At 70.4% G+C, this 13,475-nt stretch carries 24 protein-coding genes; all 24 read left to right on the forward strand.

Translation table 11 applies throughout. From position 1 onward, the window contains the following. Nucleotides 1–8: 8 nt before the first annotated feature. The 24 genes from OG959_RS17735 (at nt 9) to OG959_RS17850 (ending at nt 13,431) form a co-directional block, all read left to right on the forward strand. On the forward strand, nt 9–230 hold the full coding sequence (locus OG959_RS17735; RefSeq protein WP_326659580.1) for a hypothetical protein: 222 nt from the start codon (nt 9–11) through the stop codon (nt 228–230). Nucleotides 231–352: 122 nt separating this feature from the next. Continuing rightward, a complete protein-coding gene (locus OG959_RS17740; protein ID WP_326659582.1) occupies nt 353–520 on the forward strand; it encodes a hypothetical protein in 168 nt (55 codons plus the stop codon). Then, on the forward strand, nt 517–792 hold the full coding sequence (locus OG959_RS17745; protein ID WP_326659584.1) for a hypothetical protein: 276 nt from the start codon (nt 517–519) through the stop codon (nt 790–792). Before OG959_RS17740 ends, OG959_RS17745 begins: the two co-directional genes overlap by 4 nt. Next, entirely contained in the window at nt 789–1,046 is a 258-nt protein-coding gene (locus OG959_RS17750) for a hypothetical protein (RefSeq protein ID WP_326659586.1), read from the forward strand. Before OG959_RS17745 ends, OG959_RS17750 begins: the two co-directional genes overlap by 4 nt. Continuing rightward, nucleotides 1,043–1,417 carry a helix-turn-helix domain-containing protein gene (locus tag OG959_RS17755; protein WP_326659588.1) on the forward strand — a complete coding sequence of 125 codons (375 nt, stop codon included), beginning with the start codon at nt 1,043–1,045 and terminating at the stop codon, nt 1,415–1,417. Before OG959_RS17750 ends, OG959_RS17755 begins: the two co-directional genes overlap by 4 nt. Next, complete coding sequence (locus OG959_RS17760) at nt 1,414–1,575, forward strand: hypothetical protein (protein ID WP_326659590.1); 162 nt, start codon at nt 1,414–1,416, stop codon at nt 1,573–1,575. Before OG959_RS17755 ends, OG959_RS17760 begins: the two co-directional genes overlap by 4 nt. Nucleotides 1,576–1,586: 11 nt before the next feature. Continuing rightward, the gene (locus OG959_RS17765) at nt 1,587–1,886 is read left to right on the forward strand and encodes a hypothetical protein (protein ID WP_326659592.1); all 300 of its coding nucleotides are present in this window, start codon (nt 1,587–1,589) and stop codon (nt 1,884–1,886) included. A gap of 2 nt (nt 1,887–1,888) precedes the next feature. Then, entirely contained in the window at nt 1,889–2,542 is a 654-nt protein-coding gene (locus tag OG959_RS17770; RefSeq protein WP_326659594.1) for a hypothetical protein, read from the forward strand. 302 nt (nt 2,543–2,844) lie between these two features. After that, nucleotides 2,845–3,021 (forward strand): hypothetical protein, encoded by a 177-nt coding sequence (locus OG959_RS17775; protein ID WP_326659596.1) that lies wholly within the window; start codon nt 2,845–2,847, stop codon nt 3,019–3,021. Nucleotides 3,022–3,187: 166 nt separating this feature from the next. Next, a complete protein-coding gene (locus OG959_RS17780; protein ID WP_326659598.1) occupies nt 3,188–3,613 on the forward strand; it encodes a hypothetical protein in 426 nt (141 codons plus the stop codon). A gap of 63 nt (nt 3,614–3,676) precedes the next feature. Next, nucleotides 3,677–3,928 (forward strand): hypothetical protein, encoded by a 252-nt coding sequence (locus OG959_RS17785; RefSeq protein WP_326659600.1) that lies wholly within the window; start codon nt 3,677–3,679, stop codon nt 3,926–3,928. 33 nt (nt 3,929–3,961) lie between these two features. After that, nucleotides 3,962–4,732, forward strand: a complete 771-nt coding sequence (locus tag OG959_RS17790; protein WP_326659602.1) for an AAA family ATPase — start codon at nt 3,962–3,964, stop codon at nt 4,730–4,732. Nucleotides 4,733–4,902: 170 nt separating this feature from the next. Further along, nucleotides 4,903–5,358 (forward strand): phage terminase small subunit P27 family, encoded by a 456-nt coding sequence (locus OG959_RS17795; protein ID WP_326659604.1) that lies wholly within the window; start codon nt 4,903–4,905, stop codon nt 5,356–5,358. Further along, nucleotides 5,333–7,120 carry a terminase large subunit gene (locus tag OG959_RS17800; RefSeq protein ID WP_326659606.1) on the forward strand — a complete coding sequence of 596 codons (1,788 nt, stop codon included), beginning with the start codon at nt 5,333–5,335 and terminating at the stop codon, nt 7,118–7,120. Before OG959_RS17795 ends, OG959_RS17800 begins: the two co-directional genes overlap by 26 nt. Before the next feature lie 18 nt (nt 7,121–7,138). After that, nucleotides 7,139–7,309 (forward strand): hypothetical protein, encoded by a 171-nt coding sequence (locus OG959_RS17805; RefSeq protein ID WP_326659608.1) that lies wholly within the window; start codon nt 7,139–7,141, stop codon nt 7,307–7,309. Next, the gene (locus tag OG959_RS17810) at nt 7,309–9,258 is read left to right on the forward strand and encodes a phage portal protein (RefSeq protein WP_326659610.1); all 1,950 of its coding nucleotides are present in this window, start codon (nt 7,309–7,311) and stop codon (nt 9,256–9,258) included. Before OG959_RS17805 ends, OG959_RS17810 begins: the two co-directional genes overlap by 1 nt. Beyond that, on the forward strand, nt 9,245–9,982 hold the full coding sequence (locus tag OG959_RS17815) for an HK97 family phage prohead protease (protein WP_326659612.1): 738 nt from the start codon (nt 9,245–9,247) through the stop codon (nt 9,980–9,982). Before OG959_RS17810 ends, OG959_RS17815 begins: the two co-directional genes overlap by 14 nt. A 56-nt stretch (nt 9,983–10,038) precedes the next feature. Further along, the gene (locus OG959_RS17820) at nt 10,039–11,247 is read left to right on the forward strand and encodes a phage major capsid protein (protein ID WP_326659614.1); all 1,209 of its coding nucleotides are present in this window, start codon (nt 10,039–10,041) and stop codon (nt 11,245–11,247) included. Beyond that, nucleotides 11,244–11,567 carry a hypothetical protein gene (locus OG959_RS17825; protein WP_326659616.1) on the forward strand — a complete coding sequence of 108 codons (324 nt, stop codon included), beginning with the start codon at nt 11,244–11,246 and terminating at the stop codon, nt 11,565–11,567. Before OG959_RS17820 ends, OG959_RS17825 begins: the two co-directional genes overlap by 4 nt. A gap of 17 nt (nt 11,568–11,584) precedes the next feature. After that, nucleotides 11,585–12,133 carry a hypothetical protein gene (locus tag OG959_RS17830; protein ID WP_326659618.1) on the forward strand — a complete coding sequence of 183 codons (549 nt, stop codon included), beginning with the start codon at nt 11,585–11,587 and terminating at the stop codon, nt 12,131–12,133. A gap of 3 nt (nt 12,134–12,136) precedes the next feature. After that, nucleotides 12,137–12,463, forward strand: coding sequence for a phage head closure protein (locus OG959_RS17835; RefSeq protein WP_326659620.1), 327 nt, complete (start codon nt 12,137–12,139; stop codon nt 12,461–12,463). A gap of 1 nt (nt 12,464) precedes the next feature. Beyond that, nucleotides 12,465–12,632 carry a hypothetical protein gene (locus OG959_RS17840; protein WP_326659622.1) on the forward strand — a complete coding sequence of 56 codons (168 nt, stop codon included), beginning with the start codon at nt 12,465–12,467 and terminating at the stop codon, nt 12,630–12,632. Further along, nucleotides 12,632–13,018 (forward strand): HK97-gp10 family putative phage morphogenesis protein, encoded by a 387-nt coding sequence (locus OG959_RS17845; protein WP_326659624.1) that lies wholly within the window; start codon nt 12,632–12,634, stop codon nt 13,016–13,018. Before OG959_RS17840 ends, OG959_RS17845 begins: the two co-directional genes overlap by 1 nt. After that, nucleotides 13,015–13,431 (forward strand): DUF3168 domain-containing protein, encoded by a 417-nt coding sequence (locus tag OG959_RS17850; protein WP_326659627.1) that lies wholly within the window; start codon nt 13,015–13,017, stop codon nt 13,429–13,431. The genes OG959_RS17845 and OG959_RS17850 overlap by 4 nt, the downstream gene beginning before the upstream one ends. The last annotated feature ends 44 nt before the right edge of the window (nt 13,432–13,475 follow it).

The following is a 13,475-nucleotide window of genomic DNA, read 5'->3' on the forward strand; positions in this document are numbered from 1 at the left end:
GTCTCCCCGTGAACGCGATCCCATGGCGGGAACGGGTCCGCGGGGAGGATCAGCTGGTGGAACAGCTGCAAATCCTCGTCTCCGAATCCGCCAAACGTCGAGCGATCGCCCTGCTCGACGGCGTAGCCGAACTCGGGACCGTGGCCGACGTGGCCAGGGAACTCGGGAAGAGCTGGAACGCCGTTGACGCGGCGATCAAGAAGAACGGGCCCAGCCCGACAACCGAATAGAACGGGGCCGGGCGACAGCTCCCGGGTGGTGGAACACCCGAGGCGCGCGCGTCGCCCGACCCCAACGCCCCGGAGCGGGTCAACGCTCCGGCACTTGACCACGAGAGAGATGGAACCTCCTCATGGACCGTCGGCATCTTCGCATGCCCGCTGCGCAGAGCAGCACCCCGCCCGAGCGGCGCCTGATCGCCGTCGGCACCACCCGCCGCTGCGGCGGCCGCACCATCACCGTGCGAGCCACCCCGGTCGGCGTCACCGGCACCATTCGCCTGGCTGGCGGTGCCCGATGACAACGCCCCTCGTCCTCAGCGACGACACCATCACCCTGCTCGGCCACCTCGCCGACACCCTCGACGCCCGCCGCCCCAACGCCGAGATGAGCGAGCCGATCCGCCTCGCCCGCGCCCTCGTCCTCGCCGAGCAGCTCCACGGACCGACCGAGGCCGCGTTCGACGCCGAACAGGACCTCCTCGCCGCAGCCCCCCGCGTCCGGCCCGGCACCACCCGCGGCGAGTACGCAGCCTCGCTCCGGCTCATCGCACAGGGGGTGAGCGCCGGATGAGCAACACCGACGACCTCCGCGCCCTCCTCGACACCGTCCTCGACGCGATCGACATCCCGTTCCCGGCGACCGGCGGCGACCTCGACAAGTTCTACGCGCTCCTCGACCGGCGGGTCATCCTTGCCGTCGGCACCGCCCGCGGCGCCCTCGCCGAGGCCCCGGCCGACATCGCGTGGAACGTCGACTACCTCCGCCGGAAGCTTGCCGAGCACCCGCCCAACTACCCCCACGCAGACGAGGGGGCAAGCCGATGACTGGCGCACTCACCCTGGCGCAGCGGCGCGCGAAGGTGCGCCAGATGGCGCAGGAAGGTATCTCGAACCGCGCCATCGCGGCGCAGGTCGGCGTGGGCAAGGACACCGTGGCCCGCATCCTGGCCGCCCCGATCGAGACGCGGGCGGAGGCCCTGGCGTACCGGGTGGCGCAGGTTGAGACAGCTGTCGCAGCGCTGAGCGCCGCAGCTCAGGCCGCCCTCGGCGCCGATCCGGCGCACACCATCACCGACGACGAGACGGCCCGGCGCTGGTGGACGGAGCTGCGCGCCACCGCGGCGCAGCTCCTGGCGCACGCCGACCAGTTCGCCGACTACTACCCCGGCGCAACGGAGACCGGCGGTGCGCCATGACTTACCACGACCTCGGCTACTACGGCCTGTTCGGCATCCTCGGCGCTGCCGTCCTCCTGACGCTGCTGCCCGACGGATGCCGTGCGCACCGCCTGCTCGCCCGCGCCGTCCTGGGCGCGCTCCTCGTCATCGCCGCCATCGTCGGCGTCTCGTACTGAAGGACCACACCGTGAAGACCAGCCTCATCGCCGCCATCGACACCGCCCACGCGCACACCATGGCCGCACCCCCCGCCGCCGGGGGCGCCGGCGGATCCATCCCCATCAGCGTCCTCTTGATCATCGTGCTCAGCGGAATCGCCTGGTGGATGTTCAAGCACGGCGACAAGACGAAGAAGCTCCACCTCGCCCCCGGGTTCGTCTGCCTCGGCCTCGGCCTCTCCATGTCCGGCACCCAGATCGGCACCATGGTCAACCAGCTGTTCGGCACCTTCGCGCAGATGATCGCCCAGTTCGCCAGCAACGCCTGACCATGGCCGAGCCCGAGGCCGACACCATCGAACTGCCTCCCGTCCCCGAGTTCGGGAACGGGAGGCCCCGGTGGGCCGCCCACCGCATCCACCCCCGGCGCCTTGCCCACGGCCACCTCGCCCAGTGGGCCCGGCTCCGCGCCTGGACCGTTGCCACCGACCACCCGGCCCGCGGCGCGGCCGTCTCGCGCCGTATCGCCGGGCTCTCTGCCGCCGCCCTACTCGCCTGGCGCACCGGGCACCAGCAACCGCAGCTCCTCACCATCGCGGCCAGCGCCTACGCGGTCAGCGCCTGGCGTGCCGGCCGCCCCGTACCACCGACCCCACCAACCGAAGAGGAGCTGCGCCGCCGGGTCGTCCTCGGCGTGCAGCAGCTGCTCGCCGACAACCCCGCCGTGTTCGTCCGGGACGTGTACGACGCCCTCCAGGCCCGGCCCGCAGCGGCCCACCTCGACGACGCCCGGCTGCGCGCCGTCCTCGTTCAGTGCGGCATCACCGTTCACCGCAGCGTCCGCGTCAGCGCGGACAAGACCGGCCGCAGCGGCATCAAGTCCGCCGACATCGAGGCGCTCCTCTCCCCCGCACCCGTAGACACCCCTTCTGACGCTGTAGACGCAGGTCAGCAGCCCGCAGAAGAGGCCGTAGACCCCGCGTAGAGCGGGCTGTAGACCCCGTTCCCACCCACTAGGAGGACCCCATGGACCCGATCAGCATCGAAGAGCTCCAGCGTCGCAACGCTGAGTCCCAGCAGCAGCGGGACGCCGAGAAAGCCGCCGGGGACAAGGAGTAGGTGTAGCTACACCACTGCTCCGTAGCCCGTTGTCAGACCCCCGCCGTACCGTGGGAACCAGTACACAAATCCGAATGGAATGCGTGCTGGCTGCCGCAGCTACTCGGACCGAGGCCCCGCCCGAAATTCCCCCCGGGCGGGGCCTCACCCATGAGCCACACTGGACACATGCCGATCCTCGTCGACATCTACGCCGCCCAGACCGCCACCGGCATCAAGGCCGGAACTCTCCGCGTCTGGCTCCACCGCGGCAAGCTCACCCACCACGGCCACGACCGCGCCGGCCGAGCCCTCGTCGACCTGAACGAACTCCAGCCCACCGCCACCACGGCAAACGCAGCTTGACCCGCTGATCACCCGGTGTAACACTCAAGGGGCGTTCGGCATGCCCGGACATCGAACCCCTGGCCAGCGCCGGGGGTTTTCGTGTGTCACGGAACAGCGACGCACCTTCACTCTTCCCCCACATGTGGCAGCGTGGCCCCCTCACCACTCAGTCCCAGGGGGGACCATGCGCACCCGCATCACCACCGCCGCCATCGCGACCGGCCTGCTCCTCGCCACGCTCACCGCATGCGGCAGCAGCGACGACGACGCCAAGCCGGAAGCAAGCCCCAGCACACTCAGCCAGGCCGACCGCGACGCAGCGCTCAAGGCTGCCGGCCTGCCGCCCCGGCCCGACGACGCAGCGGCAGCGGCGTACGTCAAGGCGCTCGACGCCATCGACACAGACATCGCCCACGGCAAGACGGACAAGGCCGTCAGCCGCGGCATGGACACCTGCGGCCTCATCAAGCGGTTCCCCAGCGACGAGACCAAGCAGGCCGACCAGACCAACAAGCGCTGGTCCAGCCCCACCCACCCTGAAGGGCACGGTCTCGCCACGGCCAAGAAGATCCTGACCGTGACGCACAAGCAGCTCTGCCCCGACTTCTGACCCAGTCGCACCCGAGCCCGGCCCGCACAGGCAGGCCGGGCTCACGCACGCCAGGAGGAGCCCATGCCCTTCAGCATCACGGTGCCCGTCCATCTGACCGTGGACGTGCTCGGCGACGACCTCGTAGGCCGCAACCTCGGCACGATCGACCTCGATATCACCGACGGCGCGATCTCCGAAGACCAGCTGCGCGGGCGCTTGGGCGAGCTCCTGATCGAGGCCGGCCGCTATCTCACCACGACCCGCGAATACCCCGACCCAGCAGGCGAGACCCCGCTCACCACGGGAGGCACCAGCGTGCCGATCGTCACCTGAGCCACACATCAGGGCGATTCACAGGAGCTGACCATGCCGTCTCGTCCGCCATCTCGGTGCACCAGCTGCGGCACCCGCCGCGACGCCCGGGGCAACTGCCCCAACTGCCGCCCCGCTTCGCAGCGCAAGGCCGCCCACACCCGAGCTGACTGGCGCTGGGTGTACGACGACAAGCGATGGCCGCCGTTGCGCGATCAGGTCCTCTCCGAGGAGGCACTGTGCCGTGCAGGCTGCGGCCGCCCGCCCGGCGTCGTTGACCACATCCGACCGCACCGCGGGGACGAACAGCTGGCGTTCGACCGTGCCAACCTCCAGGCCATGTGCAAGCCGTGCCACGACAGCAAGACGGCCGTAGAGACTGGGTTCGCAGGAGGCGGCCCCAAGCGCCTCGCCCCGGCCAAGGTCACGCTGGTCTGCGGCCCGCCCTGCTCAGGCAAGACCACCTACGTCCGCGACCGTGCCCAGCCCGGCGACCTCGTCGTCGACTGGGACGCACTGGCCCAGGCCCTGGGGTCCCCCCACCCCTGGGACCACCCCGCCCCCCTCACCCCGTTCATCGCCGAGGCGCGCGACGCAGTGACCGCGCGGCTCGGCCGCAGCCACGCCGTCGAGAACGCGTGGCTCATCGCGACCGCACCGCGTGACGCCGACCGCCAGCGCCTCGCCCCCGCCGGCGCGACCGTTGTCGTCCTCGCGACCGACGAGGACGAGTGTGTACGCAGAGCCAGACAGGACAGCAGGCCAGCGGGTACGATCGAAGCTATCGAGTCATGGTGGCGCACACACCGCGCTGACCAGCACTGATACCGCCTCTCACCGAGGTGATCCAACCCCCAGGGGGGTTACGGATCTTTCCGGTGGGGGGGACCCCAATCGCAGGCGGGGGTGCCGCGCGCACGACCGCCAGTTTGGGCCGCCTTTATGAGGATCCTGTGACCGACCATCACATTGCGTGACAGGGCTGGGGGTGCGTCATGGGCGAGCGCGGACCCATCGGGCAACCGGACAACGTCAGGGCTCTGCGCGGTAACCCCGGCGGCCGGCCCGCACCGAAGCGCGTGACTGCCGCGCCCGGCGTCCCGGACGCACCGGAGTGGCTGGACGCCGAGGCCCTGGCCGAGTGGGACCGCATCGTGCCGGACCTGGACCGCCTCGGTGTCCTCGCCCTCGTCGACCGGGCCGCCCTGTCGACGTACTGCGCGGCCTGGTCCGTGTGGGTGCGCGCCGAGCGGCTGCTCCAGGAGGACGACCTCGTGGCCGAGCGGCGCGCGGGCAACGGGCCGGCCAAACACCCGGCGTGGCAGGTGTGGCGCGAGGCCGCCACCACCGTGTCCGCGCTGGCGAAGGAGCTGTTCATCACCCCGAGTTCGCGCCTGCGGTCGGTGAAGCCGGAGGACAACGACGATGGGGAAGACGACATCCTCGACTAAGGGCCTGCGGGCCCAGCTCACCGCCGAGATCGATCAGGCCATCGCGCGTTGGGTCGATGAGGGCCTGGTCGACGGCACTGAGTGGCTGGCGCAAGGTCGCCAGCCACTGATGGTGACGCCGCTGCCCGCGTCGCCCGGCGTCTGGTTCGACCCGGAAGCGGTCGAGCGGCTGCTGAAGTTCTTCCTCCTGCTGAAGCAGCTGATCGGGCGTCACGCTGGGCGCTCCTTCCGGCTGATGGACTGGCAGGTCCGCTACCTCATCGCCCCGGTGTTCGGCCTGAAACGGCCGGACGGGTACCGGGTGATCCGTACGGTCTGGTTCGAGATCCCCCGCAAGAACGGCAAGAGCACCATCTGTTCGGGGCTCGGCCTGTACCTCGCGTTCGCCGACCGGGAGGCCGGGGCCGAGGTGTACGCCGCGGCTGGCGACCGCGACCAGGCGAACATCGTCTTCCGCGCCGCCGCGAACATGGCGAGCGGGAGCCCGCCGCTGAAGAAGAAGTTGGGCAGGCGCGGGATCCAGCGCAAGCTGCTGGAGCACCCGGTCACACACTCGATCTTCCGGGCCCTCTCGTCCGAGGGCCTGCGCGCGCACGGCCTGAACGTCCACGGTGGCGTCATCGACGAGGTCCACGTCCACAAGAACCCGGACGTCGTGGACGCGCTGGAGACCGGCACCGGCTCCCGCTCGCAGCCGCTCATCATCTTCATCACCACGGCGGACGACGGAGCCGAGACCGGCAGCGTCTACGCCACCAAGCGCGAGGAGATCGAGGCCCTGGCGGGCGGGCACGCCGAGGACGACACCGTGTTCGGCGTCGTGTTCGGAGCCGACCACGAAGCCAAGGACTTCGACGCGTTCTCCGAGGACGCACTGCGCACGGCGAACCCCGGCTACAACATCACCGTGCTCGCCGACTACCTGGCGGGCAAGGCCGCGCAAGCGAAGCGCTCCCCCGCGCAGCTGAACCGGTACCTGCGCCTGCACCTCAACGTGAGGACCAAGCAGACCACCAGGTGGCTGAGCATGGACGACTGGGACCGCTCGGCCCGGGAGCCGGTCTCGAACCTGCCGATCTCCGTCGACCTGGCGGACCTGGAGGGCCGGGACTGCTACGGCGGCCTGGACCTGTCCAGCACCACTGACCTGACGTCGTTCTCCCTGTGGTTCCCCCCGGAGACGGACGACCCCGCCGAGCCGCACATCTGGGTCCCCTGGTTCTGGCTCCCGGAGGACAACGTCAAGGCCCTGGAGCGCACCACGAAGGTGCCGCTCAAGCGCTGGTCGGAGACCGCGGCTCACGAGGGGCCGGCGCTCCGGCTGACCGAAGGCAATGTCGTCGACTACCGCGCGGTGCGCGCCCTGGTCACCGACAAGCTGAAGTCCCGGTTCAACATCCTGGCCGTGGGCTACGACCGGTGGAACGCCACCGAGACCGTCAGCGAACTGATGGACGCCGGCGTGGAAATGGAGCAGGTCTCGCAGGGATACGCGGGCCTGAACCAGCCGTGCCAGCAGCTGCAGCGCTTCGTGCTGTCTCAGCGCATCTCCCACGGCGGGCACCCGATCCTGCGGTGGAACGTCGACTGCGTCGGCATCAAGACCAACTCGGACGGCTACGTGAAGCCGGTCAAGCCCGACCGACAGGTCTCGTCCAAGCGCATCGACGGTGTGGCGTCCGGGCTGAATGCACTGGCGATGCACCTGCTGCGGGCCGAGCCGGAAGAGGAACCCGAGCCGAACGTGCGGTACATCGGCTGACCATCCCAAGGGGGTGCCATGAACGACCGCGCCCAATGGGTGTGCGAACTGGCTGGCTTGATCGCAGCGGTGGCCGGTGTGGTGGTAGTGGCCATCGCGCTCTGGAACGTGCTCGGAGCTGGCCTCTCCCTGCTCGCGGTATCGCTGCCGCTCCTGGTTCTCGGCAACCTGCGCAAGGGGGACAGCTGATGCCACTCATCCGCAACCTCCTGACCGGCCGGACCAGGCGCAGCCGATCGAGCATCCCTCGTCTGGACGGCCGGTCAACGTCCGCCGGCGTCAACGTTTCCCCGGACCGCGCCCTTCAGGTCGCCGCCGTGTTCTCCTCGGTCCGGTTGCTGGCCGAGACCGGCAGCATGCTCCCCACCGGCGTGTTCCAGCGGTCCGGCAACACGCGACTTCCCGCGATGGAACACCCGCTTGCGCCGCTGCTGACCTACCAGGCCAACCCCCAGCTGGTCGCGGGAGAGTTCTGGGCGCAGGTCATGGGGTGGATGCTCACCCGGGGCAACGCCGCGGTGTACATCGAGCGGAACAACGGCGGGCGTCCGGTCGGTCTGTGGCCCGTGTCCTGGCCCAACGTGGAGACGCGCCGGGTCAGGGCTACAGGCGAACTGGTCTATCAGGTGACCGTCGATGACGACGAGTGGGCGCCGATCCGCGAGGACGGGGGCCTGGTCCGCGCCGAGAACCTGCTGCACTTCCGCAGCTTCGGGGTGGGCGGCACCGAGGGCCTGTCCCCGATCGGCATGGCTCGCCAGTCGATCGGCACCGGGTGGGCGGCAACCTCGTACATCGGATCGTTCTTCCAGCGGGACGCCTCCCCGGGCGGCACGATCTCCGTTCCGGGCGCGCTCACCGACGGGCAGTTCGAGCGCCTGCTGCGGCAGTGGAACGACAACCACGAGGGGTTCGACAACGCGCACCGCATCGGGGTGATGGAGGGCGGCGCGAAGTGGGAGAAGACGTCGCTCAGTCCGGCGGATGCCCAGTTCCTCGAGGTCTACAAAATGACCCGGTCGGAGATCGCCGGAATCTACGGCGTGCCTCCGCATCTGATCGGGGACGTCGAGCGGTCGACGTCGTGGGGCTCGGGCATCGAGCAGCAGTCCCTCGGCTACGTCATCTACTCGCTGATGCCGTGGCTGACCCGCATGGAGCGCACAGTGCAGCGCCTGCTCGGTGACCCGTCGCTGTATATGAAGTTCAACCCGGACGCTCTGCTGCGCGGCGACTCTGCCCAGCGCAACGCCGGGTACGCGCTCGGCCGCCAGTGGGGCTGGTATTCCGTCAACGACATCCGGGCCAAGGAGGACGAGCCGCCGATCGAGGGCGGTGACGAGTACGTGGTCCCGCTCAACATGTCGCCGGCCGGGCAGACCGCACCGCCCGAGCAGCGGGAACTCCCTGCCCGCCAGGTCCGCGCGGGCGAGATGGCCGAGACGCCGTCTGCCGAGGAACTGCCGTCCTGGATCACCCGTCACTTCGAGGCCATCTCGGCGTTCTTCGCCGAGCAGGGCGATCGCGTCCTGGCCACGCTCGGCGTCACACCGGGCGCGACAGCCGAGGAGCTCGTCGACCTCGTGGTGGACAACGAGGTGCTGACGGAGATCCTCTATCAGCTTGCTCTCGGCCTCACGCAGGAGGTCGGGGCGGCGACGGCGGCCTCGCTCGGCGGAACGTTCACCGCCGGTGAGACGTCGGCAGCGCTCGCCGCGTCGGCTGCGTCGACCGCGGCGAACGTCAACGCCACCACGGTCGAGAAGTTGGCGAGCACGATCAAGCTTGCGGACGCGCCGGCCGACGTCCGCAAGGACGCCCGGGCCATGTTCGACGGGATGACCGAGTCCAGGGCGCGCGTCCTCGCGCAGGCCCGCGTCTCCCAGACCTCGAACTTCGCTGCACACGAGGGCGCAAAGCAGGGCGGCGCCCGCACGAAGACCTGGCGCGTCTGGGACGCGAACCCGCGCAAGACCCACCAGCGGGCCGACGGACAGACCGTCGGTATCCGTGAGGACTTCACCGTGGGCAAGCGGAAGGGCCGCTGGCCGCACGATCACCGGCTCGGTGTCGACGAGATCGCCGGGTGCACATGCCGACTGCAGTTCAACCGGGAGGACCCCAATGCGGACACGTGAGGTGCGGGCCTTCCCGCTGACCGATCTCCAAGTCCGGGCCGCCGACGACCAAGCGCAGACCCTGCGCTTCACCGGGCGGGCCATCGTCTACGACTCGCTATCCGAGGACATGGGCGGCTGGCGGGAGCGCATCGTGCCCGGCGCCGCGACGCGCACGCTGGGCCAGTCCCCGGATGTGCGGTTCCTCATCAACCACGACCCCAACCTCCTGCTGGCCCGAACGGCGGCCGGCACCGCCACCCTGGCCGAGGACGAAGGCGGGGTGATGGTCGAGGCGGACATGGCGGACGTGTCCTACGCCCGCGACCTCGCCGTGTCCCTGGAGCGCGGCGACATCACACAGATGAGCTTCGGGTTCTGGGTCACCGCCGACGGCTGGGCCGGGAACACACACGAGGTGTTCGGCATCGACCTCGACGGCGGCGACGTCTCGGTAGTGACGTACCCGGCGTTCGCCGCGACCTCGGCCGAGCTGCGCAGTGCGGCCGCGCGGCACACCGGGCAGGAGGCCGCACCCGAACCGGAGGCTGTGACCCGGGCCCTGGCCGAGGTCCGCGCGGGCAAGGTCCTCAGCGCCACGAACCGGCAGCTGGTCGCCGATGCGCACGACGCGCTCGGCGCGCTGCTGGAGGCCGCCGACCGTTCCGCCCCAGGCCCCCAGGCGTACCCGCACGAGCGGGCCCGCCACCGACTGCGCGAGCTGGAGATGCTCGCCAGCCTCTGAACCTCCCGGCCGACCGGCCCGGGACGCACCACCCAACCCATCATGAGGAGAACCCCATGCCCACCAGCGTGGAGCTGCGGCAGCAGCGGGCCGGCGTCGTCGAGTCGATGCGGTCCATCACCGAGGCGGCCGAGACCGCGAACCGCGGCCTGGAGGCCGAAGAGCGCCAGTCCTACGACCGGCACGAGTCCGACTTCCGCAGCCTGACCGAGCGCATCGAGCGCCTGGAGGCCGAAGAGCAGCGGGCCGCCGAGATGGCCGAGCCGATCCAGCGCGGCCGCAACCGGCCCGACGACGGCGGCCGCGGCACCAGCGACCAGCGAGCGCAGGAGCAGCGCAGTGCGTTCTTCCAGGCCCTGCGCCGCGGCCTGCCCCGCATGGCTCCGGAGCAGCGCGCCCTCGTCGAGAACACGGCCGGAGAGATCCTCGTCCCGGAGGACCTGGAGACCGAGATCAACCGGGCTCTGCCGGACCTGACCATCATGCGCGGCATCGCCTCGCAGCGGTCCGTCACCACCAACCGGGTCCGCCGGCGCAGCCTGGCCGAGGTGGCCGTGGGCTGGGGCAAGCTGGAGACCAACGAGCAGGACCTCACCGACTCGATGCCGTCGACTCCGACGGACGAGTACACCTACATCGAGGACCTCTACGGCCTCGCGAAGGTCGGCGAGGACGAGCTCGACGACTCCGACGTGAACATCGAGGCGTTCATCCGCGACAGCTTCGCGCGGGCCTGCGCCGAGGCGGAGGACACCGGCTGCACCGTCGGCACCGGGCACGCCGCCCATCAGCCGGTCGGCTTCATGACCGCGGGCGGTGGCGTTCCCACCGTCGCCGCCGCAGGGGCGGCCGCTCTCACCACGGACGACCTGAAGAAGCTGATCTACGCCACCCCGGCGCAGTACCGGCGCAACGGGCGCTTCGCCATCCCGTCCGGAACCGAGCTGGCGATCTCCCTGCTCAAGGACGGGAACAACCAGTACATCTGGCAGCCCAACGCGCAGGCCGGGCGCCCGAACTCTCTGTTCGGCTACGCGGTTGAGAACCAGGAGGACATCGCCGCGATCGCAGCCAGCGCGCGCGTGGCCGCGTTCGGCGACTTCAACGCCGGATACCGGATCTACGACCGGCAGGGCATGACGGTCAAGGTCCTCACCGAGCTGTACTCCGAGGACGGCATGATCGGCTGGAAGATCCGCAAGCGCGTGGGCGGCGACGTCGTCCGCCCGCAGGCCCTGCGGATCCTCACCATGGCGGCCTCGTGATGAGGCGCATCCGGATCACCTCCGTAACCTCCGTCGCCGATGGGACTGGCCGCCGCTATACCCACGACCAGACCCCAGAGGTCCCCGACGAGCTGGCCACCGCGTGGATCGCGGCAGGGCACGCCGAGGCCTACACCGCCCGTCGGTCCGGCAAGGGCGGCGGCCGCCAGCAGGCCACCCGGCCGCCGCAGCGCAACACCGCGAAGAAAGCGGCCGGGGCCACCTCACCCGAGGCAGGGAAGAACGACGGCGACGCCGAGCCTCCGAGCGAATCGGGCCCGGCGGGCGATGAGGACGACAGCACGGCCGGCGACAACTGACCGAGGGAGGTGGAGCCGTGGCAGAGCCGTGGGCCACACCGGAGGAGCTGCGGCTCCACCTGCGCCTGGCCACCATCGACGAGGCGCAGGCCGCCGAGAAGATCGCGGCAGCCGAGACCGTCATCCGCGCCGAGCTCCAGCAGAGCATCGACGCGGTGGCGGGCGCCGCGATCGACCTGGTCGGCAACGGACGCCGGGTCATCAACCTGCCGGAGAGGCCGGTGACGGCTGTCGCCTCGGTCACGATCGACGGCCACACACCGCTCATCAGTACCGAGTACCGGTGGAACCGGTACGGCATCCTGACTCGGCTCGGCGGCTGCTGGCCGCTGGACGCCGCGGTCACCGTGCTCTGCGACTACGGGTACGCCACCACGCCCGCACCGGTGAAGCAGGTCTGCCTGCAAGTCGCCGGACGGGCGTGGGTGCGCCCCAGCACGGGGCTGGCCGCCGAGTCGCTCGGCGACCGGTCGGTGACCTACGACAAGGACCGGACCGGGGAGGCGCTGAGCGACTACGAGCTCCGCATCCTCGGCCCCTACGGCCGCGGGCCAGAGAGCAGGTGAGCCGTGGACATCACGCACCTGCTCAACCGGGTTCTTGAGGTGTGGCGAACCGCGACCGTCCCGGACGGGGCGGGCGGGGAAGAGACCAGCCTCGTCCGCCTGGCCGACGTCCCGGCGAAGGTCGACCAGCCCAGTGCCAGTGACCGTTTGCTGGCCCAGCAGGCCGGGGCCGCACACACCCACGACATCTACCTCCTGCCGGACGCCGACGTGCAGCGTGGTGACGAACTGCGCGGCGACGGACAGGTGTTCCACGTCGGGTACGTCGTGGCACCGTCCGCACCGGTCTACAGCAAGGCCGAGGCCGAACTGACACAGAGAGGGGCCTGACATGGCGGACGAGACATCGCAGCGCGCGCCGCTGCCCGCCGAGCCGCTGGAGTGCCGTCAGCGGGCCGAGGACAGCTCCCTGCCGGACACGGAGCGCCTGCTGTGGGCGGTCCTGGCAGTGGCTGGCGAAATCGTGGCCCTCCGCCGAGCCTTGGCGAAGCGGCGCTGATGCCCCGCCGGAGAGGCCGCGGCGGGGCCACGGTGCGCATCGTCGGCCTGGAGCAGCTGCGCGAGCGCCTGGCCGACCTGGAACCCGAGCTCATCGAGGCGTCCAAGCGGGCAGTCGAGGCATCAGCTGAGGCAGTCCGCGGCGAAGCCCGGCAGAACGTCCGAGTGAAGACCGGCAACCTGCGGGACAAGGTCGCCATCCACTACTCCAGCGACCACCTGAAGGCGTCCGTCGGGTGGAAGAACCGGGCCGACTGGTACGCGGTCGCGCAGGAACTCGGCACGAAGAGCATCCCCGCGCACCCTGCACTCGGGCCCGCAGCGGAGGCGGAGCGGCGCCGGTTCGAAGCACGGCTGCGGGCCGAGGTCGAAAGGATCCTGCGATGAGCGCACAGTCGCCCCTCCTTCCTATCCAGACCGCCATGTACGGAGCACTGAACGGAGACAGCGCCCTGAAGGGCCTGATCACCGGGGTATACGACTACGTGCCCGAGACGGCCGTCTACCCGTACATCGTGATCGGTGAGGCCACCGAGGTACCCCGCAACTCGCAGGACCGGTACGGGTGGGAGACCGTTCCCACCCTGCACATCTGGGACCAGTACCGCGGCTACTCGCGAGTCTTGCGGATCGGAAGCCGGATCGGTGAAGTGCTCGATCACCAGCGGCTCACCATCCCCGGGTACGACCTCATCGCCATCCGGTTCGAGTTCTCCCAGACCCTCACCGACCCGGAGCCCCCGGGCGACATCCGGCACCTGGTGCTCAGGCACCGGATCGTCACAGAGAAACCCATCTGACCCTCTGCCCCGCGCTATCGGCCGGGGCGTTCTTCATGCCCGAG

Source organism: Streptomyces sp. NBC_00385 (assembly GCF_035917155.1).
Taxonomy (GTDB): Bacteria; Actinomycetota; Actinomycetes; order Streptomycetales; family Streptomycetaceae; genus Streptomyces; species Streptomyces poriferorum.

What these genes read in the sequence shown, in the direction of transcription:
- OG959_RS17740 (WP_326659582.1), top strand. Translation starts at nt 353, where the DNA reads ATGGACCGTCGGCATCTTCGCATGCCCGCTGCGCAGAGCAGCACCCCG.
- OG959_RS17745 (WP_326659584.1), top strand. Translation starts at nt 517, where the DNA reads ATGACAACGCCCCTCGTCCTCAGCGACGACACCATCACCCTGCTCGGC.
- OG959_RS17750 (WP_326659586.1), top strand. Translation starts at nt 789, where the DNA reads ATGAGCAACACCGACGACCTCCGCGCCCTCCTCGACACCGTCCTCGAC.
- OG959_RS17755 (WP_326659588.1), top strand. Translation starts at nt 1,043, where the DNA reads ATGACTGGCGCACTCACCCTGGCGCAGCGGCGCGCGAAGGTGCGCCAG.
- OG959_RS17760 (WP_326659590.1), top strand. Translation starts at nt 1,414, where the DNA reads ATGACTTACCACGACCTCGGCTACTACGGCCTGTTCGGCATCCTCGGC.
- OG959_RS17770 (WP_326659594.1), top strand. Translation starts at nt 1,889, where the DNA reads ATGGCCGAGCCCGAGGCCGACACCATCGAACTGCCTCCCGTCCCCGAG.
- OG959_RS17775 (WP_326659596.1), top strand. Translation starts at nt 2,845, where the DNA reads ATGCCGATCCTCGTCGACATCTACGCCGCCCAGACCGCCACCGGCATC.
- OG959_RS17780 (WP_326659598.1), top strand. Translation starts at nt 3,188, where the DNA reads ATGCGCACCCGCATCACCACCGCCGCCATCGCGACCGGCCTGCTCCTC.
- OG959_RS17785 (WP_326659600.1), top strand. Translation starts at nt 3,677, where the DNA reads ATGCCCTTCAGCATCACGGTGCCCGTCCATCTGACCGTGGACGTGCTC.
- OG959_RS17790 (WP_326659602.1), top strand. Translation starts at nt 3,962, where the DNA reads ATGCCGTCTCGTCCGCCATCTCGGTGCACCAGCTGCGGCACCCGCCGC.
- OG959_RS17795 (WP_326659604.1), top strand. Translation starts at nt 4,903, where the DNA reads ATGGGCGAGCGCGGACCCATCGGGCAACCGGACAACGTCAGGGCTCTG.
- OG959_RS17800 (WP_326659606.1), top strand. Translation starts at nt 5,333, where the DNA reads ATGGGGAAGACGACATCCTCGACTAAGGGCCTGCGGGCCCAGCTCACC.
- OG959_RS17805 (WP_326659608.1), top strand. Translation starts at nt 7,139, where the DNA reads ATGAACGACCGCGCCCAATGGGTGTGCGAACTGGCTGGCTTGATCGCA.
- OG959_RS17810 (WP_326659610.1), top strand. Translation starts at nt 7,309, where the DNA reads ATGCCACTCATCCGCAACCTCCTGACCGGCCGGACCAGGCGCAGCCGA.
- OG959_RS17815 (WP_326659612.1), top strand. Translation starts at nt 9,245, where the DNA reads ATGCGGACACGTGAGGTGCGGGCCTTCCCGCTGACCGATCTCCAAGTC.
- OG959_RS17820 (WP_326659614.1), top strand. Translation starts at nt 10,039, where the DNA reads ATGCCCACCAGCGTGGAGCTGCGGCAGCAGCGGGCCGGCGTCGTCGAG.
- OG959_RS17840 (WP_326659622.1), top strand. Translation starts at nt 12,465, where the DNA reads ATGGCGGACGAGACATCGCAGCGCGCGCCGCTGCCCGCCGAGCCGCTG.
- OG959_RS17845 (WP_326659624.1), top strand. Translation starts at nt 12,632, where the DNA reads ATGCCCCGCCGGAGAGGCCGCGGCGGGGCCACGGTGCGCATCGTCGGC.
- OG959_RS17850 (WP_326659627.1), top strand. Translation starts at nt 13,015, where the DNA reads ATGAGCGCACAGTCGCCCCTCCTTCCTATCCAGACCGCCATGTACGGA.